At 58.1% G+C, this 22,880-nt stretch carries 23 protein-coding genes; 9 read left to right on the forward strand and 14 right to left on the reverse strand.

Features of this window, described 5'->3' with window-relative positions; translation table 11 throughout:
• The first annotated feature begins 33 nt into the window (after nt 1–33).
• The 6 genes from DHN55_RS01560 to rnhA all read left to right on the forward strand — a co-directional run bounded on the left by DHN55_RS01560 (nt 34) and on the right by rnhA (nt 3,777).
• Nucleotides 34–756 (forward strand): F0F1 ATP synthase subunit A, encoded by a 723-nt coding sequence (locus tag DHN55_RS01560; RefSeq protein WP_108881644.1) that lies wholly within the window; start codon nt 34–36, stop codon nt 754–756.
• A 51-nt stretch (nt 757–807) separates the two neighbouring features.
• Nucleotides 808–1,035 (forward strand): F0F1 ATP synthase subunit C, encoded by a 228-nt coding sequence (locus DHN55_RS01565; protein ID WP_108879653.1) that lies wholly within the window; start codon nt 808–810, stop codon nt 1,033–1,035.
• Between the two features lie 116 nt (nt 1,036–1,151).
• Entirely contained in the window at nt 1,152–1,637 is a 486-nt protein-coding gene (locus DHN55_RS01570; RefSeq protein WP_337659791.1) for a F0F1 ATP synthase subunit B family protein, read from the forward strand.
• Between the two features lie 9 nt (nt 1,638–1,646).
• On the forward strand, nt 1,647–2,132 hold the full coding sequence (locus DHN55_RS01575) for a F0F1 ATP synthase subunit B family protein (protein WP_108879655.1): 486 nt from the start codon (nt 1,647–1,649) through the stop codon (nt 2,130–2,132).
• 188 nt (nt 2,133–2,320) lie between these two features.
• The gene (gene ispH / locus DHN55_RS01580; protein WP_108879656.1) at nt 2,321–3,310 is read left to right on the forward strand and encodes a 4-hydroxy-3-methylbut-2-enyl diphosphate reductase; all 990 of its coding nucleotides are present in this window, start codon (nt 2,321–2,323) and stop codon (nt 3,308–3,310) included.
• A gap of 26 nt (nt 3,311–3,336) precedes the next feature.
• Nucleotides 3,337–3,777: a ribonuclease HI gene (rnhA, locus tag DHN55_RS01585; protein ID WP_108879657.1), complete on the forward strand. Its 441-nt coding sequence runs from the start codon at nt 3,337–3,339 to the stop codon at nt 3,775–3,777.
• A 60-nt stretch (nt 3,778–3,837) separates the two neighbouring features.
• Here rnhA and DHN55_RS01590 read toward each other — a convergent pair whose 3' ends face one another.
• Nucleotides 3,838–4,323 carry a redoxin family protein gene (locus DHN55_RS01590; protein WP_108879658.1) on the reverse strand — a complete coding sequence of 162 codons (486 nt, stop codon included), beginning with the start codon at nt 4,321–4,323 and terminating at the stop codon, nt 3,838–3,840.
• A gap of 51 nt (nt 4,324–4,374) precedes the next feature.
• Nucleotides 4,375–5,211: a protein-disulfide reductase DsbD domain-containing protein gene (locus tag DHN55_RS01595; protein WP_108879659.1), complete on the reverse strand. Its 837-nt coding sequence runs from the start codon at nt 5,209–5,211 to the stop codon at nt 4,375–4,377.
• A 142-nt stretch (nt 5,212–5,353) separates the two neighbouring features.
• On the opposite strand from DHN55_RS01595, the gene DHN55_RS01600 reads away from it, so the two are divergent.
• Complete coding sequence (locus tag DHN55_RS01600) at nt 5,354–5,941, forward strand: YqgE/AlgH family protein (protein ID WP_108879660.1); 588 nt, start codon at nt 5,354–5,356, stop codon at nt 5,939–5,941.
• 39 nt (nt 5,942–5,980) lie between these two features.
• Here DHN55_RS01600 and DHN55_RS01605 read toward each other — a convergent pair whose 3' ends face one another.
• The 12 genes from DHN55_RS01605 to coxB all read right to left on the reverse strand — a co-directional run bounded on the left by DHN55_RS01605 (nt 5,981) and on the right by coxB (nt 20,214).
• Nucleotides 5,981–10,129: an EAL domain-containing protein gene (locus DHN55_RS01605; protein ID WP_337659792.1), complete on the reverse strand. Its 4,149-nt coding sequence runs from the start codon at nt 10,127–10,129 to the stop codon at nt 5,981–5,983.
• 195 nt (nt 10,130–10,324) lie between these two features.
• Complete coding sequence (locus tag DHN55_RS01610) at nt 10,325–10,912, reverse strand: GNAT family N-acetyltransferase (protein WP_108879662.1); 588 nt, start codon at nt 10,910–10,912, stop codon at nt 10,325–10,327.
• A 40-nt stretch (nt 10,913–10,952) separates the two neighbouring features.
• Nucleotides 10,953–12,212 carry an insulinase family protein gene (locus tag DHN55_RS01615; RefSeq protein ID WP_108879663.1) on the reverse strand — a complete coding sequence of 420 codons (1,260 nt, stop codon included), beginning with the start codon at nt 12,210–12,212 and terminating at the stop codon, nt 10,953–10,955.
• Nucleotides 12,209–13,612 (reverse strand): threonine synthase, encoded by a 1,404-nt coding sequence (gene thrC, locus DHN55_RS01620; protein WP_108881645.1) that lies wholly within the window; start codon nt 13,610–13,612, stop codon nt 12,209–12,211. The genes DHN55_RS01615 and thrC overlap by 4 nt, the downstream gene beginning before the upstream one ends.
• A gap of 21 nt (nt 13,613–13,633) precedes the next feature.
• Nucleotides 13,634–14,419, reverse strand: coding sequence for an SURF1 family protein (locus tag DHN55_RS01625; protein ID WP_337659793.1), 786 nt, complete (start codon nt 14,417–14,419; stop codon nt 13,634–13,636).
• Entirely contained in the window at nt 14,416–14,796 is a 381-nt protein-coding gene (locus tag DHN55_RS01630; RefSeq protein ID WP_108879665.1) for a DUF983 domain-containing protein, read from the reverse strand. Before DHN55_RS01630 ends, DHN55_RS01625 begins: the two co-directional genes overlap by 4 nt.
• A 129-nt stretch (nt 14,797–14,925) precedes the next feature.
• Complete coding sequence (locus DHN55_RS01635; protein WP_108879666.1) at nt 14,926–15,789, reverse strand: cytochrome c oxidase subunit 3; 864 nt, start codon at nt 15,787–15,789, stop codon at nt 14,926–14,928.
• Nucleotides 15,790–15,850: 61 nt separating this feature from the next.
• On the reverse strand, nt 15,851–16,447 hold the full coding sequence (locus tag DHN55_RS01640) for a cytochrome c oxidase assembly protein (RefSeq protein WP_108879667.1): 597 nt from the start codon (nt 16,445–16,447) through the stop codon (nt 15,851–15,853).
• Between the two features lies 1 nt (nt 16,448).
• Nucleotides 16,449–16,613, reverse strand: a complete 165-nt coding sequence (locus DHN55_RS22165; RefSeq protein ID WP_337659794.1) for a hypothetical protein — start codon at nt 16,611–16,613, stop codon at nt 16,449–16,451.
• A gap of 3 nt (nt 16,614–16,616) precedes the next feature.
• Entirely contained in the window at nt 16,617–17,546 is a 930-nt protein-coding gene (locus DHN55_RS01645; RefSeq protein ID WP_337660232.1) for a heme o synthase, read from the reverse strand.
• 107 nt (nt 17,547–17,653) lie between these two features.
• Nucleotides 17,654–19,312, reverse strand: coding sequence for a cytochrome c oxidase subunit I (ctaD, locus tag DHN55_RS01650; protein WP_108879669.1), 1,659 nt, complete (start codon nt 19,310–19,312; stop codon nt 17,654–17,656).
• 32 nt (nt 19,313–19,344) lie between these two features.
• Nucleotides 19,345–20,214, reverse strand: a complete 870-nt coding sequence (gene coxB / locus DHN55_RS01655) for a cytochrome c oxidase subunit II (protein WP_108879670.1) — start codon at nt 20,212–20,214, stop codon at nt 19,345–19,347.
• A gap of 380 nt (nt 20,215–20,594) precedes the next feature.
• On the opposite strand from coxB, the gene DHN55_RS01660 reads away from it, so the two are divergent.
• Both DHN55_RS01660 and tldD read left to right on the forward strand, forming a co-directional pair.
• Nucleotides 20,595–21,281 (forward strand): invasion associated locus B family protein, encoded by a 687-nt coding sequence (locus tag DHN55_RS01660; RefSeq protein WP_337659795.1) that lies wholly within the window; start codon nt 20,595–20,597, stop codon nt 21,279–21,281.
• 164 nt (nt 21,282–21,445) lie between these two features.
• Nucleotides 21,446–22,876, forward strand: coding sequence for a metalloprotease TldD (tldD, locus tag DHN55_RS01665; RefSeq protein WP_108879672.1), 1,431 nt, complete (start codon nt 21,446–21,448; stop codon nt 22,874–22,876).
• Nucleotides 22,877–22,880 lie beyond the last annotated feature (4 nt).

Genomic DNA, 22,880 nt, shown 5'->3' on the forward strand with positions numbered 1-22,880 from the left:
CAGGGCAGCGAAGGCGGGCTGGCGCTCGACCCGATGCACCAGTTCGAGATTTCTCGCATCATTCCGATCAAATTCGGGGGCATTGATGCGTCATTCACCAACTCCAGCCTGTGGATGGTGCTGACGGTCGTTGCGGTGTCGGCCCTGCTGCTGCTGGGCAGCAAGCGGATTGTGCCGAGCCGGCTGCAATCGGTCGGCGAGATGATCTATGAATTCATCTCCAACATGGTGCGCGACACGATGGGCGACGAGGGACGCAAATTCTTTCCGTTCATTCTGACTCTGTTTTGCTTCATCCTTGGCGCCAACATGCTCGGCCTGTTCGCGCTTCCGGTGCTGCTGCATCCGTTTACCGTCACCAGCCACATCATCGTGACCTTTGCCCTGGCCGCACTGGTCTGGGTCGGCGCAACCGTTTACGGCTTCTACAAGCACGGTCTTGGCTACCTGAAACTGTTTGCGCCATCAGGTACACCACCGGTCATGCTGCCATTGCTGGTGCCGATCGAAATCATTTCATACCTGTCACGTCCGGTCAGTCTGTCGGTGCGTCTGTTCGCCAACATGATGGCGGGTCATACCATGCTTAAAGTGTTTGCCACATTCGTGGTGGCTCTGGGATGGGCAGGCATTATTCCACTGGCTGTGATGGTCGGTTTCACCGGGCTTGAAGTTCTTATTGCCTTCCTGCAAGCCTTCGTCTTCGCCATCCTTTCGTGCATGTACATCAACGATGCACTGCACCCAAGCCACTGAGTTTTCTTTCTCAACCTTTAAACTACATCACTCAAACGGGAGTTTTCTAAAATGGAACCTGAAGCAGCAAAACTGATCGGCGCAGGTATCGCCGCTGTTGCAATGGCCGGTGCCGGTGTCGGTATCGGTAACATCTTCGGCAGCTATCTGCAGGGTGCGCTTCGCAACCCGGCAGCAGCTGACAGCCAGCGCACCAACCTTTTCATCGGCTTCGCGCTTGCAGAAGCAACCGGCCTGTTCGGCCTGCTGATCAGCTTCATCCTGCTGTTCGGCGTTTAATCAGTCGTCATTGATCTCGCCGGACAGCGGGTTTCCCGCGCCGGCGGTTCTTTGCGATTGAGACTGGCAAATCCACCTGCCGTCCCTTGCGGACGGTCAGACAGGAGACCGGCATTATGCCGCAACTTATTGCAGCAGATTTTCTGCCACAGCTTATCTGGCTGGCGATCACCTTCGGTGCGCTGTATTACATCATTTCACGTTTGGCGATCCCCAAGATCGGCAGCGTGATAGAACAGCGTCACGGCCGCATCGCAGCTGATATCGCCGATGCCGCACGGCTGAAGGAAGATACAGAAAAAGCCATCGAATCCTATGAGGCGGCACTGGCGGAAGCCCGTGCCAACGCCCACGCCATCGTGAGCGAAAACCGTGCCCAGATGACCGCTGAAATCAACAAGGAAGCAGCCGCGCTTGACGAGCGGCTGTCGAAGAAGCTGGCGGAGGCGGAAGTTTCGATTGCCAAGACACGTGATGCCGCCATGGCGCAGGTGACCGGCATTGCCCAGGACACCACGGAAGCCATTGTAACCGAGCTTCTCGGCAAGAAGCCGACAAAAGCGGCAATTTCGTCGGCGGTATCATCCGCTGCCAAGGGTTAGGGTGTAGTCATGTTAAGTCAACCTGATTTCTGGGTCGGTGTTTCCTTCGTCCTGTTTATCGTGCTGCTGGTCTATCTGAAGGTGCCGGGCATGGCTGCCAAGGCGCTCGACGAGCGCGCCGATGCGATCCAGCACGAACTCGATGAAGCCAAGCGGTTGCGTGAAGAAGCGCAAGCTGTGCTGGCCGACTACGAGCGCAAGAAGATTGAAGCTGAAGCCGACGCTGAAAAGATCATTGCCCAGGCCAAGCGCGAAGCTGAAATCTACGGCGAGGAAGCCCGCCGCAAGATGCAGGAACAGATCGAGCGCCGCAGCCGCCTTGCGGAGCAGAAGATCCAGCAGGCAGAAGTCGCGGCGGTCAAGGATGTGCGCGCAGCAGCCGCCGACCTTGCCGTTGAAGCTGCAAGCAAGGTGCTCGGGGCCGAGGTCAAGGGTGCCACGGCATCTGGCCTCATCGACCAATCCATCTCAGCGGTCCGCAAACAGCTGAATTAGAGTGAATTCCGCCTGCACCAGCCGGCGCTGAATTGTTGAACCCCCGGCCCTTTTGCAAGGTCGGGGGTTTGTTTTATACTGATCGGCAAATCATGCGGTCTGCGACCAGAGGTAAACTTGACAACAGTGCCTGTGACCTCCCATGTACGCCAACATAACGTCCTTGCTTCGAAACGGAACCAGTGGCCATGACCAACCAGCTTCCCGACCTTAAGGTTTATCTTGCAGCGCCGCGCGGCTTTTGTGCCGGCGTCGTGCGTGCCATCGACATTGTCGAACGCGCCCTGGAGCTGCACGGAAAGCCCGTCTATGTGCGCCACGAGATCGTTCACAACAAATACGTCGTGGAGGACCTGAAACAGAAGGGCGCCATCTTCGTGGAAGAACTGGATGAAGTGCCGGACGGTGACCGCCCGGTGATCTTTTCCGCGCACGGCGTGCCGAAGTCGGTGCCGGAAGCCGCCAAGACCCGCAACATGTTCTATCTTGATGCAACCTGCCCGCTGGTCTCCAAGGTGCACATGGAGGCATCACGCCACTTCCAGGACGGCTACGAGATCGTGCTGATCGGCCATGCCGGCCACCCGGAAGTCATCGGCACCATGGGGCAATTGCCGGACGGCGCCATTACCCTGGTGGAAGACGAGGCGGACGTTGCTGCGTTCACGCCTAAGGATGCCGACAAACTGGCCTATATCACCCAGACCACGCTGTCAGTCGACGATACACGCGGTATCATCGAGGCTCTGGAGAAAAAATTCCCGAGCATTCACGGACCGCACAAGGAAGACATCTGCTACGCCACGACCAATCGCCAGGAATCGGTCAAGTCGATTGCCGACAAGTGCGACATGGTGCTGGTGGTTGGCGCACCGAACAGTTCCAATTCCCAGCGCCTGGTCGAGGTTGCCAGGACTGCCGGATGCGGCCGGTCGATGCTGGTACAGCGCGCCTCGGAAATCGACTGGTCGGTTATGGACGGCATCAAGACACTGGGCATTACCGCGGGCGCTTCGGCGCCGGAAGTGCTGGTCAACGAAGTTGTTGATGCGTTCCGCGAACGGTTCAATGTCAGCGTTGAAACCGTCAAGACCAAGGATGAGAACGTCGAGTTCAAACTGCCCCGGCAACTGCGCCGCGAAGGCGAACCGGGCGCACCTGTACGCGCTGCGTCGTGAACCTTGAGGACAAGGCCTGAGCCCGCTTGACTGACGTTACCATTTACACAGACGGTGCCTGTTCGGGAAACCCGGGACCGGGCGGCTGGGGTGCCATCCTTGTGCATGGCGAGACCCGCAAGGAACTGTCTGGCGGTGAAACTGAAACCACCAACAACCGCATGGAGCTGCAGGCAGCCATCGAGGCGCTCAACGCCCTGAAACGCCCGTGCAAGGTCGCCTTGTACACAGACTCGGTTTATGTCCGCGACGGCATTACCAAGTGGATCAAGGGCTGGCAGCGCAATGGCTGGCGCACGGCGGCAAAAAAACCGGTCAAGAATGCGGAGCTGTGGCAGGCCCTGCAAGCTGCCCTGCAGCCGCACGACATCGACTGGCACTGGGTGAAGGGCCACGCGGGCCACCCGGAGAACGAACGCGCCGACGAACTGGCGCGCGCAGGAATGGCCCCTTACAAATCAAGATAAAACCCGCAACCGGTACGAGCCGGTGCGGGTCCTGACATTGCTTGCAAATCGCCGGCTGGTTTACAGCGCAGCGAGAATTTTCTCTGCGCCGGATACGTCAGCCGAGCTGGCCACTTCTTCCAGGTTCAACACCTTGACGACGCCATCGTCGACCAGCATTGCATAGCGCTGGGAACGAATGCCGAGCCCGAAGCCAGATGCATCCAGTTCCAGGCCGATTGCCCTGGTGAAGTCCGCACTGCCGTCCGCCAGGAAGGTGACCACATCCTTGGCACCCGACTGGTCCGCCCAGGCATTGAGCACGAACACATCGTTCACCGAAACGCACGCGATGGTATCAACACCCTTGGCCTTCAGGTCGGCGGCATGGGTGACAAAGCCCGGCAGGTGCTTCATGTGGCAAGTAGGCGTAAAAGCGCCCGGTACCGCAAACAGGACGACCTTGCGACCATCAAACACATCTGCGGTGCTCATCTGGGTAGGTCCTTCCGCGGTCATGGTCGTGAAGGTTGCTTCAGGCAGTTTATCGCCAACAGAAATGCTCATGGGTCACTCACTTGATTGAATGGGATTGGAAACATGCAGTAACGACATGGTCTACTGCAGCACACCTTCGTGGACAAGGCCCGTATCGCCGTCCGCGATGGTCAGCCGGACGGGTTTTCCGGCCAGCGAAACAGCATCGCCGTAGCTGTCAACGGCAATCCGCCAGGTGTCTACGCCGCCTGACTGGCTGACGAGCTCTGGCTTGCGAAAGTAGGAATTGCCGGCTGCCTCGACGAAAATATCCGCATCGGCGGGCGACTGGATACCTTTCAGGGATACCTCCAACGCCATCTTGCCATCCACCTCAATCTGCTTGAGCGATGTAACTGCCAGCCTGCCTGCATCAGGCTCGACCGGCACGGCTGCGCGTGCAACCCTGAGCCGGAACTTGTCGGAAGCAGATACGGAATTGGCGTCAATGTCGACCTGTACCTGAGCCTGCACCGGCACGCAAATGTCGTTGCACACGGCATAGAATATCTTGAGGTCCAGCCTGGCGGGCCTGGACGGGTCTTTCGGCTTCACATCGACCGGGAAAACCACTTCTGTCTTGTAGCCGATACCTTCGCCGTTTTCGTCAGTGAAACGATGTGGCAACGGCATCATCACCTTGGTCGTCTCCACATTTTCTGATCCCGACCAGTCAAAGCTCGGTGGAACCCCGCCGTCGCCGGGCACCCGCCAATAAGTCTTCCACCCCTTTTGCATCGTGATATAGACACCACTGTGCCAGACGCCGGACTGCTTGCCGGCATTCATCAACCGCAATGAGGTATAGGGCGAGGAAAACTCCCGGGCCGGTTTGTCACCGGCACTTGCCAGCGCCGACACCGAGACAAGAGCTGCACCGAGCAGCGTTGTCAGGGTTATTTTGCGAACTGTTTTCATAGCACCTATCTAGCAGCAAATTCAGTATCGCTTCTATTAAACCGCTATCAATTTAATGCGAGAACCGGCGCAAGGAAATTTGCCCGAAGCTCTTTGCAGGTGCTATTCTGTATCTCAGTGTACAGCATTGGGATGAACCTGGATGACTGAGCAATATCTCGACGGAAAGATGTTGATTGCAATGCCCGGTATCGGAGATGACCGTTTTGAACGGGCGGTGATATTCGTGTGTGCTCATTCCCAGGACGGCGCCATGGGACTGGTGGTCAATCATGAGGTCGACAGCCTGTCTTTCGGCGGTCTTCTGGAGCGGCTTGATCTCGTCGAGAATGATGACGCAATCCGCCTGCCCGAAAGCATCGCATCAACACGGGTGCTGCAGGGCGGACCTGTCGAAACAAGCCGCGGATTTGTACTGCATTCAAGGGACTATTTCAGCGCGGAAAGCACGTTGGGTGTCGACAGCAATATCGGACTGACGGCGACGCTTGATGTACTGCGGGCCATTGCGCGTGGTGAAGGCCCGCGCAAATCGCTTCTGGCTCTTGGTTATACGGGCTGGGGACCGGGGCAGCTGGAGGGCGAAATCCGGCAAAACGGATGGCTGCACTGCGACGCCGATGAAGGCTTGCTGTTCGACAGCGACCTAGACGCAAAATACCAATCGGCGCTTGCCCGCATCGGGGTCAGCGAAGCCATGCTGTCAGGCGGTCATTTCGGCAACGCCTGAATTTTCATGAAACCCCAATGTTGACATCCGCAACATGACCTAGGCTGCATTGGTTCCTTTGGCCTTTTTCGCCACGCTGCGCTTTTTTCGGGCCGCAGACTTTTTCGCGGGCTGCTTCCTTGCTGACCTTGTTTTCTTGGGTTTCTGCTGCGCCTGAGGCTTGCATTGTCCGGCGGTTTCAGCCTTGGCGTGGCCAGCATTAGCTGCACCGTTTGTTTTGGGTGCTTCTTTTTCAACAGTCTGCGCTGCCGGCTGACGTTCAGCAACCGGCGCACGTTTCGACACAACAGAATCAGCAGTTGAAGACTTCTGCGCTTCTGCAGGTTCTTTTGCCGGTACGGGTTTTGCCGCCGCAGGTTCCTTTGCCGGCGCTGGGGACGATTTTGCCGCCACCGCAGGCTCTTTTGCCGGAGCGGGTTTTGGCGCCACAGGCTCTTTTGCCGGTGCCGTTTTTGCCGCCGCAGGTTCCTTTGCCGGCGCCGGGGACGATTTTGCCGCCACCGCAGGCTCTTTTGCCGGTGCGGGTTTTGCCGCCACAGGCTCTTTTACCGGTGCCGTTTTTGCCGCCGCAGGTTCCTTTGCCGGAGCCGGAGTCGATTTTGCCGCCACCTCAGGCTCTTTTGCCGGTGCCGGTGTCGGTTTTTTCGGCGTTGCAGTTTCCTTCACCGGTGCGGGTGCCGGTTTTTGCGCTGCTGCCGGTTCCTTTGCCGGTGCCGGTTTCCGTTCCGCAGCAGGCTCTTTTGCCGGAGCTGATGCCGGTTTTTGCACTGGCGCAGTTTCCTTGGCCAGCGCTGGTGCCGGTTTGGCCGCCGCCGCAAGCTGTGATTCCGGTAACGGTTTCAACTCCGCTGCGGGTTTCGCCACAGGTGCCGGGTCTACCTTCGGCGCAGGTCTGGTTTCTGCTGCAGGTTTTGCCTTGGCGACAGGCTTCAAAGACGGAATCGGCCGCGACGCCGCAGGCGCCGCGGCTTGCGTGATATCCGCCAGTGCGTCGTTGACCTGTCGCGACACCGTTTCCAGATCAACCCCCGCCGTCTCGCGAATGTCTTCAGGATAATCAGCCGCCGGCAAGGCTTCTTCTTCTTCTGTTGCCTCACTGGACACATCAGGCTCAGCTGCCTGCGGACCCTCAATTGCCGGTTGCGCGTAGGCCGGATTTGCAACCCGGGGCGCCCAGGGTGCGGGATGGAAGTCGTATGGTGACCACGGCGCCAGTGATTCCACTTCAGGCTCAAATTCAGGCTCCACTGCAACAGACGCGGCGGGCGCAACCGGCTGCCTGCGCGTCAAGCGGTTCCACAAGGATGCAATTCCGGACTGGCTGGCCGATGTATCACGCGACGGTGCACCGAGCGCGGCCAGCACCTGCTGGGCATCGATCGGTTCGCCAATCAGGAAACCCTGCGCCAGGTCGCATTCCAGCGTGACTAGGTGATTCAACTGGTCCTGGGTTTCAACACCTTCCGCAACCACCTGAAGGCCAAGGTCATGGGCAAGCAGAATAATGGCGTCCAGGATGACCGATCCGCGATCGGTTTCAAGACCGGCCTGCAGGAACGACCGGTCTACCTTGAGCGTGTCGAAAGGCAGCCGCCTCAAATAGGAAAGTGAAGAGTAACCGGTTCCGAAATCATCACAGGAAAGCCCGATGCCCAACGCCTTCAACCTGTCGAGCATCTGCAGCGACAATTCCGGGTTTTCCATCACCATTGTTTCGGTGACTTCCAGTTTCAGCGTGCCGGGCGCCAGTTCCTCGCGCGACAGCACAGTGCGGGCCAGATGCAGCAGGCGCGGGCCGGCAAGCTGGGAAGACGATACATTGACGGAGACAAAAACCGGTTGCGCAGGCGTAAACATCCGTTGCCACACACCGAGCTGGCGAGCTGATTCAGACAACACGAAGGCGCCGATGTCCCCAATCAACCCGCAGCGTTCAGCCAGCGGCAGGAAGCTGGTCGGCTCAAGAATTTCGCCATCAGCCTTGCGCAGCCGAACCAGCGCCTCAAACCCCGCCAGCTGGCGATCCGACAGCCGCATGATGGGTTGATACAAGAGCTCGAAGCGCCGCTCCTGCAGGGCTTCCTGCAGATCCTCGATACTGAGGCCGGTAGAGGTCGCCTCCTGCATCATTCCAGGCTTGTAAAACGCCACCTTGTCCTTGCCGCGGGTCTTGGCGTTAAACAGCGCCGTGTCGGCGCACCTGTGCAGAACTTCCGCGCTTTCCATCTGCGGGTCCCAGTGGGCAACGCCGACGCAACAGGTCAGGTATATTTCGTTGGGCGGCACCCGTACCGGCTGGGAGACGGCGTGGCGCACCTGATCCACGAAAATAATGGCCGATTCCATGGCGTCCTGGTCTGAGGAGGTCTCATGAATAATCGCAAACTGATCGCCGGGCATGCGGGCAAGACTGCTGGTTTCCGGCAACAGTTTCTCAATCCGCCGCGCAATGGTCTTCAGAAGGCTGTCGCCAATCTCCTGGCCGAGCCGGTCATTGACCACGTTGAAGCGGTCAATATCGACAATCACGATATTGAGTTGCAGATCATCATTGGCGATAGCCCGATTGGTGGCTTGTGACAGGCGATCAAGATAGAGCGCGTAATTGGGCAGGCCCGTAACCACATCGAAGATGGCATCGGACAACAGGCGATTTTGCGAATTGCGTTGCTGTGATGCATCACTCAGGACGCCTGTCAGGCGGAGGCCGGTTTCCGAGCCGTTCGGAAGCGAACTGCCTTTCAGTGTGTACCAGCGATAGCGACCATCGGCATGGCGAACGCGCAACTGCTGTTCAAAATGCTGGTTGCCGCGCAGCTTCGCCACTTCCAGCGCGGCAAAATAGGCGTTGTGATCATTGGGGTGAATCAAGGTCAGCCAGGACTTCGGATCGGTGTTGTCCAGGCTGCCCTCCTCATATCCCAGCACTTTTTCCAGCTCGCCGCCGACAAAGAACGAGTTGTCGCCCGGCTCGTAATCCCAGACGACTTGCGAGGCACTGGCCAAGGCAAGTGCATTGCGCTCGGCTTCCAGCGTGTCCTGTTCAGGGTTCAGTGCACTGGAGAACGCGAAATAGGCCAGCACGAACGCAAGGGCGACAAGCACCAGCGCCAGCCCCCCGACCAGAACCGGAGAGGCGAGCTCACTGGGCGGACGCGCGATTGCAATAAAGCTCGCAGCGGAAGTCCACAGCCCTAGAAGGACCCAGACCATGGCAGACGACTTTGCCCGCACGCCACCGCGATGAGCCAGGATCGCGGAGGCCACCAGCACGGTGACCACACCCGATGCGAAGCCGACCCGCACGATCTGCTTGACCAGAACCGGTTCAAAGAATGAATAGGCGGCAAGTGCGACGCTGGCCCCGCCGGCAAATATCAGCAGGCCGCTCAAGGTCGGCAGCTGCCTGCGGGTACGCATGATGGTCACGCCCATAAACATCACCCCGGCGGTCATCAACGCCTCAATGATGGCACTGAGCACCTCATGCCGCGGCACCAGCACCGGCAATATGGAATTCAATGCGGCTTCAAGCTGGCCGGTCTCCAACGTGATGAAACCGACGGCTGGCACGGCGAAAATCATCGACAGCGGAAACACGATCTGCGGGGACAGCAGCACCAGGCAGGTAATAACCACCACCGCCAGCATCGCCATTCCCAACACGATGCCGCGATACAATGCCTGCCGATAGGCATTGTGATCAAATGCCGAACGCTGCCAGAGCCTGACGCCTGAAACACCGACTTCAGACAACTCCAGAGCGACCGTAAGACTTGTTTTCGGTGGCACCGTGAATGCAAATGCGTCGCGGTCCGGTATGTTCAGCCGGCGTAATGTCACACTTCGAGAAGACGACGCAGCCGATATGCGGCTGCTGGAGTAAGACGGCGACGCAATTCCGGAGCCGGGAAACGACTGCCGCGCCGCATCAATGACCAGTTCACGTTCGATGCCTGAGGGGTTGGCGGTCGTAAAGATGGCCCAGCGATATTGCGGTCCGGCACCCGTTGCCTGCAGGTTCATGCTTTCGCTTTGACCGGCGCTGTTTGTCGGCAGCTTGACCACAACCTGCTTGTTGTCGCTTTGAACAGCGCCCAGAAACGGAACCACATCGATATGGCTGGCTGAAAAATCGGCGCGCACGACCTTGCCGGAGTCCTGTGCCAAAACGCCAGCCGTACTCACGATCAGAGCTATGCAAAAGCCGATCCATCCCGCAATTGTTAACCGCCAAAATGGCATCGCCACTCTTTCTATAACTTCCGCACGGTAAATGTATCTTAGCCTGACTATTATAGAAGACCAAAGCCTGCTGATGACAATGGTGCCCAATATCCACCGATTACGGACAGGACCCCGGATTTTTGCAAAACCTTTCAATCATCCGGGCGGGTCTGCATCCAGCAGGGCGAAGAGCAGGTGATCCTGCCACCTGCCATTGATTTTCAGATACTGGCGGGCATAGCCCTCCTGCGTAAATCCACATCGCAGCAGCAGTTTTCTGGATGCCTCATTGACCGGCAGACAGGCCGCTTCTATCCGGTGCAGCCGCAAACTGTCAAAGGAGAATGATACGGCTGCGTTCACCGCAGCCGACATGTATCCCTGGTTTGCATATGATTGCCCGACCCAGTACCCAAGAGAACAGGTTTGTGCCACGCCCCGGCGCACATTGGAGATGGTCAGCCCGCCTACCAGATTGCCGGACTGCCTGCAGAATACGAAAAACGCATAGGCATAGTCGTCCCGCATATCCTTGTTGTAGCGGCGAATACGATGGCGATAGGACGACTTGGTCAGGTCATCGCGGGGCCAGGTCGGTTCCCATGGCTCCAGAAAAGCCCGGCTGGACGACCTCAGCTGCGCCCATTGGGCATAATCAGACCCTATGGCAGGGCGCAATATGACCTTTTCGGTGTGAATAACCGGGTCATCGTCCAGATAGGCATAGGTTCTCAAGAATGACATATTGACTGTGGTTTTAGCTGATCTGCCATGTACTGACGGTTCAGGCAAATCTTGCCGCAAGTTCGTTGCCTTGTGCAAGCAGTGATGTGTCACCAACTGCCGCGCGTGACAGGCTTGTGCCACTGAATGTAGCGCTGGCGAGGCGTTTCACATCATCGGTGGTCACCGCATCGACCTTGGCAAGGATGTCAGTAACCTCGGGCACCTTGCCATAGGCCAGGAACTGACGCGCGATCTGATCAGCACGCGAGGACGGACTTTCCAGGCTCATCACCAGCGAAGCCTTGAGCTGTGCCCGGGCGCGGTCGAGTTCAGCCTGATCTATGTCCTGGGTACTTGCCAGGAGCACGTCCGTTGCCACCTTGCAAAACTCGGCTGCCGTATCCGGCGCGGTGCCCGCATATACCTGCATGAGGCCGGTATCGGCAAACGCGGATACGTGAGCGAATGTTGAATAGCACAGACCACGGCGCTCGCGGACTTCCTGAAACAGCCGTGATGACATGCCACCACCCAGGATGCTGGCCAGCAGATGAATGCCGTAGACGTCGTCGTCATAATAACCCGGCGTTGAAAACGCCATGACCTGATGCACCTGATCAAGCGGGCGTTTGCGCGCTGCATCCCCGCCGGAGTAAACCGGAGTGGTCCGGCTGGTGCCGTCACCCTGTTCAATGGCCGACAAGCGCTCACCCGCCGCTTCCACCAGCACATCATGATCAACGCGGCCTGCTGCCGACAGTACCATGCGCGAGCCGGTATAGTGTTTGGCGCGATAGGAGGCGAGGTTATCCGCGCTGAATTTTTTAACCGTTTCCGGTGTGCCGAGAATATCGCGCCCGAGCGAATGATCCGGCCATGCCAGGCTCTGCACCAGGTCGAAAACCAGATCATCCGGAGTATCTTGCGCAGCAGCAATTTCCTGCAGGATAACACCCTTTTCCAGCGCCAGATCGTCGGCGGCGAACACCGGATTCATGACAATGTCTGAGATCACATCCAAGGCAAGCTGCCAGTCGTTGCGCAACACACGGGCGTAATAGGCCGTGGTCTCCATGGACGTCGATGCATTCATGTCGCCGCCAGCGGCTTCTATTTCCGCAGCAATCTCGAACGCAGACCGGTTCCTAGTGCCCTTGAACGCCATATGCTCCAGAAGATGAGCCAGGCCGTTCTCGTCATCAGCCTCGTCGCGCGCACCTGCCTTGGTCCACATGCCAAGCGACACGGTTTCAACATGCTCCATGTTGTGAGACACGACCGTCAGGCCGTTTTCCAGTGTGGTGGTGCGTGCGCTCATGAGACCTTAACCGCCTGGGTGCGTTCCAGAATGAATTGCTTGACTGCCGGCAGGTCATTGGCCAGCACTTCGAAACGTTCCCGGCGCTGCATCAGATCGCCCAGCCTTTCAGGCAGTGCCGGACGCACACCACTGGCAGCCTCGACAGCATCGGGGAATTTTGCCGGATGCGCCGTTGCCAGTGTAACCATCGGTACATCCTGCCTGGCCCGGACACGGGCCACGCTATACCCCACCGCGGTGTGCGGGTCGAGCAATTCTCCGGTTTCGGCAAGTGTCGTGCGGATCATACCGGCGGTCTCTGCTTCATCGCTCCGCCCGGACGCAAATCCGGTGGAGATATAATCGCGCATGTCATCACTCAGGGTGAAACTGCCGGACTGCTTCAATCCGGCCATAAGCGTCGACAGGTGCCCGGCGTCCTTGCCGCAGGCTTCGAACAGCAGGCGCTCAAAATTGCTGGATACCTGAATGTCCATGGACGGGCTCTGTGTGGCCTCGACCCCCAGCACCTCATAGCGCCCGGTTTCCATGGTGCGGTGCAAAATGTCATTGACGTTGGTCGCAACCACCAGATTGCCAACCGGCAACCCCATGTGCCGCGCCACCTGGCCGGCGAAAATGTCGCCGAAATTACCGGTCGGCACGCAGAAATCCACCTGGCGATCAGGTGCGCCCAGTGCCAGCGCCGTGGTAAAATAATACACCGTCTGCGCCATGATGCGAGCCCAGTTGATGGAGTTGACACCCGACAGCAAGACGTTGTCGCGGAAACCCGCATCCGCAAACATGGCTTTGACGTGGGCCTGGCAGTCATCAAAATTGCCCTGCAGCGCAATATTGTGAATGTTCGGCTTGTCCACGGTCGTCATCTGGCGGCGCTGCACGTCACTGACAAGGCCGTGCGGATGCAGGATAAACACATCCGTGCGGGTCGACGCCGCAAACGCATCTATAGCAGCACCACCGGTATCACCGGATGTCGCACCGACAATGGTGGCACGCCTGCCGGCACGTTCCAGCGCATGATCCATCAGCCGCGCCAGAAGCTGCATCGCGACATCCTTGAACGCCAGAGTGGGACCGTGAAACAGCTCCATCAACCAGTGATTTGCGTCCAGTTGCTTCAGCGGCACCACCGCCTTGTGGGCAAACGTCGCATAGGCCTCATCGATCATCCGGCGCAGGTCCGCATCTGCAATCTCGCCCCCGGCAAACGGCTTGATGACGGCAAAGGCGACGTCCGCATAGCTCCTGCCGCGCAACGCCGTCAACTCGGCCGGAGTCAACAGCGGCCAGGTCTCGGGCACATAAAGCCCGCCGTCTGACGCCAGTCCGGCCAGCAGTACGTCGGTAAAACCAAGTGCAGGCGCCTGCCCGCGTGTCGAAATATACTTCATCATCGTTGTCACTTGTTCGCGTTACGCTTTGCCAGAACCATGCTCACGGCGGCGCTTGCGGATAAACAGCCAGCTCATCACGCCCAGTACCAGCGCCAATGCATACCATGTGAAAGCGTATTGCAGGTGATTGTTGGGTAATTCAACCTTCAAATCCTCAGGATCGGGCCAGGTGCCCGCGCCAGGTTCGCCGCCAGGCTCCAGTTGAACAAACATGGCGGAGGTAATCGGCTCGGGTCCTTCATATCCCTCCAGCAGGTTTTTGGGCATTGAAGCAGAGATTCCAACCAGATCATACCAATACCAGATGGCCTTTTCCGTATCCGCCTCAGGTGAGAACATGTTTCGATCAGACGCCCGGTTGCGGGTGACACCGGTAATCGTGATCTCGCCTTCGGGTTTGCGGGTGTCGCCCGCAATCGGCACCTTCAGCATGCGCTGATCAATAAACCCGCGATCCACCATCACGATAAACCCGGACTTGTCGATGAATGGCGTAATCAACTGGTAGCCGGGCCGCTTGCCGCGCGCGCGATAGACATAGCGCGAAGCACCGTGACGATATTCACCGTTCAGGCGAACCCGCAGGAAGTCCACATCATAGCCATGCTCCATGCCGGCTTCGACATCGTATATGGTCACCGGATTGCCGGTCAGCGATGAGCTGCGCTTTTCTATCAGGTCCAGCTTCCACTGCAGGCGCAGCACTTGCCACGAACCCAGCCCAACCAGCAGCAAGATGCCGGCAAGAGCCGCAACAATGACCGGCCAGCTGCGCAGTGCAGGATTTGAGGTTGCGGTTGTCACTTGTCTTCCAGCCTGCCTTCGCGCGCACTGGTCAGGTATTGCTGGTTGAGAAAAATACCCTTGACGGGCCGCAGCAGCAAAAGTGGCAGGCCAACCGCCAGTGGCAGCGCCACCAGGGCATGCACCCACCAGACAGGTTGCCAGTTCAACTCGACAAACAGCACGCCGCCCATGGCAAGCGTACCGCACACCAGCATGATGAACCATGCCGCGCCGTCGCCGCTGTCGGAAAATGAGAAATCAAGATCACAGTGGTCGCATTTTTCCCGGATGGTCAGGTAACCGCTGAACATCCCGCCCCGGCCACACCGCGGGCACAGCCCCCTGATGCCGTTGCTGACCGGCGATTGCGGCGGGTAGTAGGGTTGCTGGTTCATCCAGGAAGCGGCCTCTAGGGTGTGGTGACCATTACGGACATGCACGGCTTTATACAAAAAGACCGCATGCGAGGACTGTGCGCGCCCCTCATGCGGTCCATTGATCAGAAGATCAGGCGAAAGCCCTGATCAATGCGGCGCTATTGTTGCACCCACACTGCCCCACACATAAATGCAGGCGAACAGGAACAGCCAGACCACATCAACGAAGTGCCAGTACCAGGCGGCAGCCTCAAAGCCGAAATGCTTCTCCGGCGTAAAGTGACCAGCCAGCGCGCGGAACAGGCAGACAATCAGGAAGATAGTGCCCACCAGCACGTGGAAACCGTGGAAACCGGTCGCCATGAAGAAGGTCGACGAATAGATGTTGCCGCCGTTGTCCGCCTGGAAGGCGAAAGCTGCATGACCGTACTCGTAGGCCTGAACGCAGGTAAACAGCGCACCCAGGGCAACCGTGCAGATCAGACCCCATTTGAGGCCTTCACGGTCATTGTTGATGAGGGCATGATGTGCCCAGGTCACAGTCGTGCCTGACAACAGCAGGATAAGCGTGTTGAGCAACGGCAGGTGCCAGGGATCAAATACTTCCATGCCGGCAGGCGGCCACACACCTTGCGTCAGTTCAACACGGGTCGCCTGTATGGCTGAATCCGTATACAGCGAAGCTTCAAAGAATGCCCAGAACCAGGCCACAAAGAACATGATTTCCGATGCAATGAACATCAGCATGCCATAGCGCAGGTGAAGCTGCACGACAGGAGTGTGATCGCCCTTGTGGCTTTCCATCACAATGTCGCGCCACCACATGAACATGGTGTAAAAGACAATGGCGAAGCCCAGCAACGCACCCCACGAGACGCTCCAGGTCTGGCCGCTGTGCATCCAGTAGATGGACCCGATCGCGAGGATCAGCGCGCCAATGGAGCCGACAACCGGCCATGGGCTGGGGTCAACCAGATGATAGTCATGATTTTTAGCGTGGCTGTCTGCCATAGCCCTTTTCTCCCGCTCAAGCTGTCCGGCCAATGTGCATACTGGCGGCGGACAAAGTCAATTAATTCACCGTGTTGTCTTTTTGTGGATCTGAAGCAGATGATGTTTTCACCGGCTCTTCGTCCACGGCATAAAAGGTGTATGAAAGTGTAATCGTCTTAACTGATTTCATGTCCGGGTCATTGACGATATCCGGGTCCACGAAATAGCTCACCGGCATGTCAACGGACTGGCCGGGCTGCAATGTCTGCTCGGTAAAGCAGAAGCACTCGATCTTCGAAAAGTACACGCCCGCTCCGACCGGCGTCACATTGAAGGTCGCCGTACCGGTAACCGGCCGCTTGCCGTTGTTTGCCGCCTTGTAGAACGCCAGCGTCTGTTCGCCGATGCGAATCGTCTGGCTGTGCTGGCTGGGAACAAAATCCCAGCTGAGCGAGGAATTCACATTGGCATCAAAAGCAACGGTAATTGTCTGATCAAGCACCTGCTCGGGCGATGCGTCAGCCCGTTGCGTCGTGCCGCCAAAGCCTGTGACCTGGCAGAAAATCTGGTACAGCGGCACAGCCGCATATGCCACGCCGACCATGCCAATGGCCACGCCGCCGGCCATAATGGCCACCCGCAGGTTTGACTTTTCCCCAGGCTGTCTGGAACTCATGTCAGCCTCCTGCCTGCATGGAAATGTTTGAACTCATGCGGACCACCGTGGTGACGAAAAACAGAATGACCAGGGCTACCAGCGACCATGCAATCACAACCGACCGCTTGCGCTGGCGGGCCCGTTCCTCAGCAGTAGGCGTATGTGTCTGCATGTCTTCAGCCATGGTCTATATCAACCCCGCCAGGCTGACTGCCCTGTCAACAAGCAGGGACCCGAAAATGGCAAAAAGATAAAGGATTGAATAACCGAACAGCTTCTTCGGCGCACGCTCGGCTTTTTCACCTTCGCGCAGTGAATACACCGCCCAGGCATGCCAGATGAACTTCGCGGTCAGCGCAAAGGCGGCCACACCGTAGACCCAGCCGGCAATGCCTGCTGCAACGGGCAGCGCCGCAACAGGCGCCATGGCCAGCGAGTACCACCAGATCTGCTTTCGCGTGGCATCAACACCCGCCACGTTTGGCAACATCGGAACGCCGGCGGTTTCATAATCACCGAACCGGAACAGGGCCAGTGCCCAGAAGTGCGGCGGCGTCCACATGAAAATGATCAGGAACAGCGACAGGCTTGCCATGTCAACCGATCCGGTCACCGCAGACCAGGCCACCATCGGCGGAAATGCACCCGCTGCACCGCCAATGACAATGTTCTGCGGCGTGGAGCGCTTGAGGAACATTGTGTAGATCACGGCGTAGAAGAAAATCGTGAAGGCCAGAAATGCTGCAGCAACCCAGTTGACTGCCAGTCCCAGCACGACAACCGATCCGACCGAAAGTGCAGTTCCGAACACATAGGCTTCGCCCGGCTCGATGGCGCCGCGCGGAATCGGGCGTTTGGCGGTGCGGCCCATCCGGGCGTCGATATCGGCATCATAGGCCATGTTCAAGGCCCCGGAGGCACCTGCTCCGACAGCTATGCACAAAATGGCGATGAATGCCGTCCACGGGTGAATATCGCCCGGTGCCAGCAACAGTCCGCAAATCGCCGTGAAGATAACCAGCGACATGACGCGCGGTTTGAGCAGCGCCCAGAAATCCTCAACAGCGCCCTTGCCGCCAAGCGCAAACGAATGCGCTTCCCGGCCCTGCTGCATCATGTCTGTGCGAACGTCTGTCATCTGTATCCCAAAATTCCGGCACCTTGCACCGATTGCGAACCCGGCCCGCAACAATGAAGCAGCGGACCGGGGTGTCTTGTTTCTGCCTACCGGATGACCGGCAGTGTGGAGAACTGGTGGAACGGTGGCGGTGACGACAGCGTCCATTCCAGCGTTGTTGCAGACTCACCCCACGGATTGTCACCGGCTACGCGCTTCTTCATGAAGGCTTCGATGATGCACCACAGGAAGATCAGGATCGAGAATGCGGAGATGTACGATCCGATCGAGGATACGTAGTTCCAGCCTGCAAACACGTCCGGATAATCGATATAGCGGCGCGGCATGCCGGCCAATCCCAAGAAGTGCTGCGGGAAGAACAACAGGTTCACACCGATGAACTGGATCCAGAAGTGAGCCCGCGCCAGGGTTGGGTTGTACATGTAACCGAACATTTTCGGGAACCAGTAATACCAGCCGCCGAAGATCGAGAACACGGCACCCAGAGACAGCACGTAGTGGAAATGCGCCACAACGTAATAGGTATCATGCAGCGAACGGTCGACACCGGCATTGGCCAGCACAACACCGGTCACGCCACCGACGGTGAACAGGAAGATGAAACCGATCGCCCACAACATGGGTGTGCGGAATTCGATCGATCCGCCCCACATGGTCGCAATCCAGGAGAAAATCTTCACGCCGGTGGGTACTGCGATGACCATTGTAGCGGCCACGAAGTAGGCCTGCGTATCCACAGCCATGCCGACGGTGTACATGTGGTGCGCCCACACGATGAAGCCGACGAGACCGATGGCAACCATGGCATAAGCCATGCCGAGATACCCGAATACCGGTTTCTTGGAGAAGGTGGAGATGATCTGCGACACGATACCGAAACCGGGCAGGATCAGGATGTACACCTCAGGGTGGGCAAAGAACCAGAACAGATGCTGGTACAGGATCGGATCGCCGCCGCCTTCAGGACGGAAGAACGACGTGCCGAAATTGCGGTCCGTCAGCAGCATGGTGATTGCACCGGCAAAGACCGGCAGCGACAGCAGCAGCAGGAACACGGTGACCAGCACCGACCAAACGAACAACGGCATTTTGTGCAGGGTCATGCCCGGCGCACGCATGTTGAAGATGGTGGTGATGAAGTTAATCGCACCCAGAATGGAAGACGCGCCTGCAAGGTGCATGGAGAGAATAGCGAAGTCCACGGCAGGCCCGGGCTGGCCGGTAGTGGAATATGGCGGGTACAGCGTCCAGCCGCCGCCGACACCGAAGGTGCCTGAAGAGCCTTCCACGAACATGGACAGAACCAGCAGGATAAGCGCTGGGGGCAACAGCCAGAAGGAAATGTTGTTCATGCGCGGAAACGCCATGTCAGGCGCACCGATCATCAACGGCACAAACCAGTTGCCGAAGCCGCCGATCATCGCGGGCATGACCATAAAGAAGATCATCAGCAGGCCATGTGCCGTGACGAACACGTTGAACATGTTCTTGCCGGCATCGATGGCATCGGCAGACGTGTCTCCGACACCATAGACCATGTGCGCAAGGCCGTGGAAAATCTGGATGCCCGGCTCCATCAGTTCCCAGCGCATCATGATCGACATGAAGCCGCCTACGAGACCGGAAAAGATCGCAAACCACAGATACATCGTGCCGATGTCCTTGTGGTTGGTGGAGTAGACATATCGGCGCCAACCGGTCGGGTTGTGCTCATGATCGTCATGTGCCGTTGTTGCATTTGCCATAATAAGGCTTTCCCTCGTTCTAAACAGTCAAATCAGTTTGCGGACCCGCCGGCAGTCCCAAGCGCCAGCTTGCCCTTGGTCTTCAGAATACCGGCAAGATGCTCCTGCGCCTGTTCGACGCCGGCTGTCTTGGCCTTCTCGAGCCAGGCCTTGTATTCATCTTCAGACACGACACGCACAGTAATCGGCATGTAGGCATGGTCTTTTCCGCACAGTTCAGAGCATTGGCCGTAGAAGATGCCTTCCTTTTCCGCCTTGAACCAGGTTTCGTTCAACCGGCCCGGTACCGCGTCAATCTTCGAACCGAAGGATGGGATCGTCCAGGCATGCAGAACATCGTTGGCAGTCACGATGACACGCACGATCTTGTTGACGGGAACCACCACCTCGGTATCGGTGGCGAGCAGATAAGGCTCTCCGTCTTTCAGTTCGTCCTTGGCCTTGAGATACTGGTCGAAAGATACATCATGCTCAGGATATTCGTAAGACCAGAACCACTGGTTGCCGATTGCCTTGACGGTCATTTCAGCTGCGGGAAAGTCGCGCTGGAAATACAGCAGCCGGAACGACGGGATGGCGATGCCGATCAGGATGAGGATCGGGACTACGGTCCACACTACTTCAACCAGAGTGTTGTGCGTCGTGCGGGACGGAACCGGATTGGCTTTTGCGTTGAATTTCACGCAAACCCAGATCAGCAGGCCCAGAACAAACAGGCAGATTATGGTGGTCAGAACCAACAATCCATTGTGGAAGTCGGTGATGAACGTCATGACCGGCGATGCCGATTCCTGAAGGTCCATCTGCCATTCTACCGGCTGGCCCAGGCCCGCCGCGATCGCAGCGGGTGCTGCCGACAAGGCCGCCCCCAATACAGTCAAGCTCGCAAACAATTTGCGCATATTGCCCTCTTAAAATTCGCAGGCGGTGGTAAAACCGCCATGCATTGCATTCAAATGTGCAGGCTTGGCTGTAGATATGATTGCCGCACTTCTGCCATGTGTCTGTTGAACCACAATCGATCAATGCCTGCAACTGTCATGGGGCGCGTCAAAATTGCACGGTTTGGAGTTGCTGCATCACAAGGTCGACAATGATCGCAATAAAGCCTCAATTGCGCACGAAGAGTGCATATCGATCATCAAAATCAGTCAATCAGCATGTTTCGAAGATGAAATCGCACAGTCGGGTTGCTAAATTGGCCTCGCCTCTGGCATACACGGCAATTATTCGGAATGAGCGGCAGTTCAAATTCAGTCAATCTGTAGGGAGCAGGTATCCAGTGGCTAAAACATTCAACGTGATTCGCAACACAGCTTCACTGCTGGCAACAGCCGGTATCATGTCAGCTCTGGCAACGGCAGGTATCGTAACTGTCATGGCAACATCCGCCACGGCACAGCAACAGACGCCACCGCCGTCACCCAAGCAGTTCGGGCCGCGCGTCAACGCACCGGCTGCGGGAAGAGGAAACCGTCCGGCACCGCAACTGATTGCTGAAAACGGCAAGTGGAAAGTACAGTGTGAATCACGCCCTGCCCGCAAGGACTCCAAGGGCAAGGATATTCCGGCACAAAAAGTCTGCGCCATGGTGCAGATCAGCCGTGACACGAAACGCCCGCAGATTGCCCTGTCACTGATCATGCGCCAGCAGAAGCAGGGCGACAGGTCAGCGACCATGATGCAGATCATGGCCCCGATTGGCGTGTTCCTGCCCACCGGTATCGCGCTGGAGATCGACGGCGCCGCGGTTGGCCGGGTCCCGTTTGTGCGCTGCCTGCCACAAACCCGCTCGGCACCCGGCCTGTGCACGGCAACCGCAGAGGCGCAAAAAGCGACACTGGCCAAAATGAAGGCGGGCCAGTCGGCCAACTTTATTATTTATGAAGCGCCAGGTGCTGCCATCAAGATGCCGATCTCGCTGAACGGCTTTACGGCATCCTACAAGGCCCTGCTCGACAACAGCTAGAAGAGCTTGCTCGGAAAATGGAGCAGGCTGTTGTGATTCAGCCTGCCTCACTTTCACCGTCAGGCTGTATGCCGGTATCGCCGGTTGGCTGTCATTGCAGTTGCACCATCGGATGATATCGCTAACGATGAAGCTTCGTATGTTTATCCGGAGGCCAGCCGACCATGACTGACACCACTGCCAGTGACGATCTTTTCTTCGCGGAAACCGGATTAGAACGCGAAGCCGCATTGCGGCTGACCGAGGACGCCCTCGTCAACAGCGATGACGGTGAACTGTTCCTTGAGTATTGCCAGTCCGAAAACCTTGTGTTTGACGACGGCCAACTGAGAACCGCCAGTTTTGACGTGAACCAGGGTTTTGGGCTGCGCGCGGTCTGTGGCGAAACATCAGCCTATGCACATTCTGCTGAGCTGTCCCAGGCGGCCCTGGTCCGGGCTGCCGACACGGTCCGCAGCATCCAGTCCGGCTCCGGCGATATATCGGCAGCCCCGCCGCGCACCAATACAAGCCTGTACAGCGACGACAACCCGGTGCAGGCCATGGCCTTTGAAGACAAGGTGCGCCTGCTGCAGCAGGTGGATGAATTTGCCCGCAACCTCGACAGCAGGGTGCGACAGGTGACGGTATCGCTGGCCGGTGAGTGGCAGGCTGTCGACATTATCCGCCCGGGAGGCCACACCGTCAGCGATCGCAGGCCGCTTGTCCGTTTCAACGTATCGGTCGTCACCGGTGACGGGGAAAAACGCGGAAGCGGCAGTTATGGTGCAGGCGGGCGCACAAACTATGCAGGCTTCATTGACACCGGCAGCTGGCAGGCAGCGGCGCGTGAAGCCCTGCGGCAAAGTCTTGTGGCACTTGAGGCAGAAGATGCCCCGGCCGGAGAAATGGACGTTGTCCTGGGCCCCGGCTGGCCGGGTATCCTGCTGCATGAAGCCATCGGCCATGGGCTTGAGGGGGATTTCAACCGCAAGAAAACCTCCGCTTTTGCCGGCCTTATGGGCAAGCGTGTCGCCAGCCCGGGTGTCACCATCGTGGATGATGGCACTCTCAATGACCGGCGCGGATCACTGTCGGTGGATGATGAAGGAACACCGGCCCAGAAAACCACTCTGATCGAGGACGGCATTCTGGTCGGGTACATGCAGGATCGCATGAACGGCAGGTTGATGGGCGAAGGTTCAACCGGCAATGGCAGGCGGCAGTCATATGCCCACCACCCGATGCCGCGCATGACGAATACGGTCATGATCAACGGCAACAGCGATCCGCAGGACATCATCTCATCGGTCAAGTCCGGTTTGTACGCGGTGTCATTCGGCGGTGGCCAGGTAGATATTACCAGCGGCAAGTTCGTGTTTTCGTGCACCGAGGCCTACCGGATCGAAAACGGCCGGATCGGCGCGCCGGTAAAAGGCGCCACCCTGATCGGCAACGGGCCGGACGCGCTGACCCGTATTTCCATGATCGGAAACGACATGCAGCTTGATCCGGGCATCGGGACATGCGGCAAGGATGGCCAGGGCGTTCCCGTCGGGGTCGGCCAGCCAACCGTTCGCCTGGACCGGATCACCGTCGGCGGCACGGCGGCCTGAGCCA

The sequence above is a fragment of the Anderseniella sp. Alg231-50 genome, from assembly GCF_900149695.1.
GTDB lineage: Bacteria > Pseudomonadota > Alphaproteobacteria > Rhizobiales > Aestuariivirgaceae > Anderseniella.

Excerpts from the sequence above, each read along its gene's own strand:
- ctaD (WP_108879669.1), bottom strand. The coding sequence starts at position 19,312 with ATGGCAAATGCAACAACGGCACATGACGATCATGAGCACAACCCGACC.
- DHN55_RS01560 (WP_108881644.1), top strand. The coding sequence starts at position 34 with ATGCACCAGTTCGAGATTTCTCGCATCATTCCGATCAAATTCGGGGGC.
- DHN55_RS01630 (WP_108879665.1), bottom strand. The coding sequence starts at position 14,796 with ATGAACCAGCAACCCTACTACCCGCCGCAATCGCCGGTCAGCAACGGC.
- DHN55_RS01565 (WP_108879653.1), top strand. The coding sequence starts at position 808 with ATGGAACCTGAAGCAGCAAAACTGATCGGCGCAGGTATCGCCGCTGTT.
- DHN55_RS01570 (WP_337659791.1), top strand. The coding sequence starts at position 1,152 with ATGCCGCAACTTATTGCAGCAGATTTTCTGCCACAGCTTATCTGGCTG.
- DHN55_RS01595 (WP_108879659.1), bottom strand. The coding sequence starts at position 5,211 with ATGAAAACAGTTCGCAAAATAACCCTGACAACGCTGCTCGGTGCAGCT.
- DHN55_RS01610 (WP_108879662.1), bottom strand. The coding sequence starts at position 10,912 with ATGTCATTCTTGAGAACCTATGCCTATCTGGACGATGACCCGGTTATT.
- DHN55_RS01600 (WP_108879660.1), top strand. The coding sequence starts at position 5,354 with ATGACTGAGCAATATCTCGACGGAAAGATGTTGATTGCAATGCCCGGT.
- DHN55_RS01640 (WP_108879667.1), bottom strand. The coding sequence starts at position 16,447 with ATGAGTTCCAGACAGCCTGGGGAAAAGTCAAACCTGCGGGTGGCCATT.
- DHN55_RS01645 (WP_337660232.1), bottom strand. The coding sequence starts at position 17,546 with ATGATGCAGCAGGGCCGGGAAGCGCATTCGTTTGCGCTTGGCGGCAAG.
- DHN55_RS22165 (WP_337659794.1), bottom strand. The coding sequence starts at position 16,613 with ATGGCTGAAGACATGCAGACACATACGCCTACTGCTGAGGAACGGGCC.
- ispH (WP_108879656.1), top strand. The coding sequence starts at position 2,321 with ATGACCAACCAGCTTCCCGACCTTAAGGTTTATCTTGCAGCGCCGCGC.
- DHN55_RS01575 (WP_108879655.1), top strand. The coding sequence starts at position 1,647 with ATGTTAAGTCAACCTGATTTCTGGGTCGGTGTTTCCTTCGTCCTGTTT.
- DHN55_RS01590 (WP_108879658.1), bottom strand. The coding sequence starts at position 4,323 with ATGAGCATTTCTGTTGGCGATAAACTGCCTGAAGCAACCTTCACGACC.
- coxB (WP_108879670.1), bottom strand. The coding sequence starts at position 20,214 with ATGCGCAAATTGTTTGCGAGCTTGACTGTATTGGGGGCGGCCTTGTCG.
- tldD (WP_108879672.1), top strand. The coding sequence starts at position 21,446 with ATGACTGACACCACTGCCAGTGACGATCTTTTCTTCGCGGAAACCGGA.
- thrC (WP_108881645.1), bottom strand. The coding sequence starts at position 13,612 with ATGAAGTATATTTCGACACGCGGGCAGGCGCCTGCACTTGGTTTTACC.
- DHN55_RS01615 (WP_108879663.1), bottom strand. The coding sequence starts at position 12,212 with ATGAGCGCACGCACCACCACACTGGAAAACGGCCTGACGGTCGTGTCT.
- DHN55_RS01635 (WP_108879666.1), bottom strand. The coding sequence starts at position 15,789 with ATGGCAGACAGCCACGCTAAAAATCATGACTATCATCTGGTTGACCCC.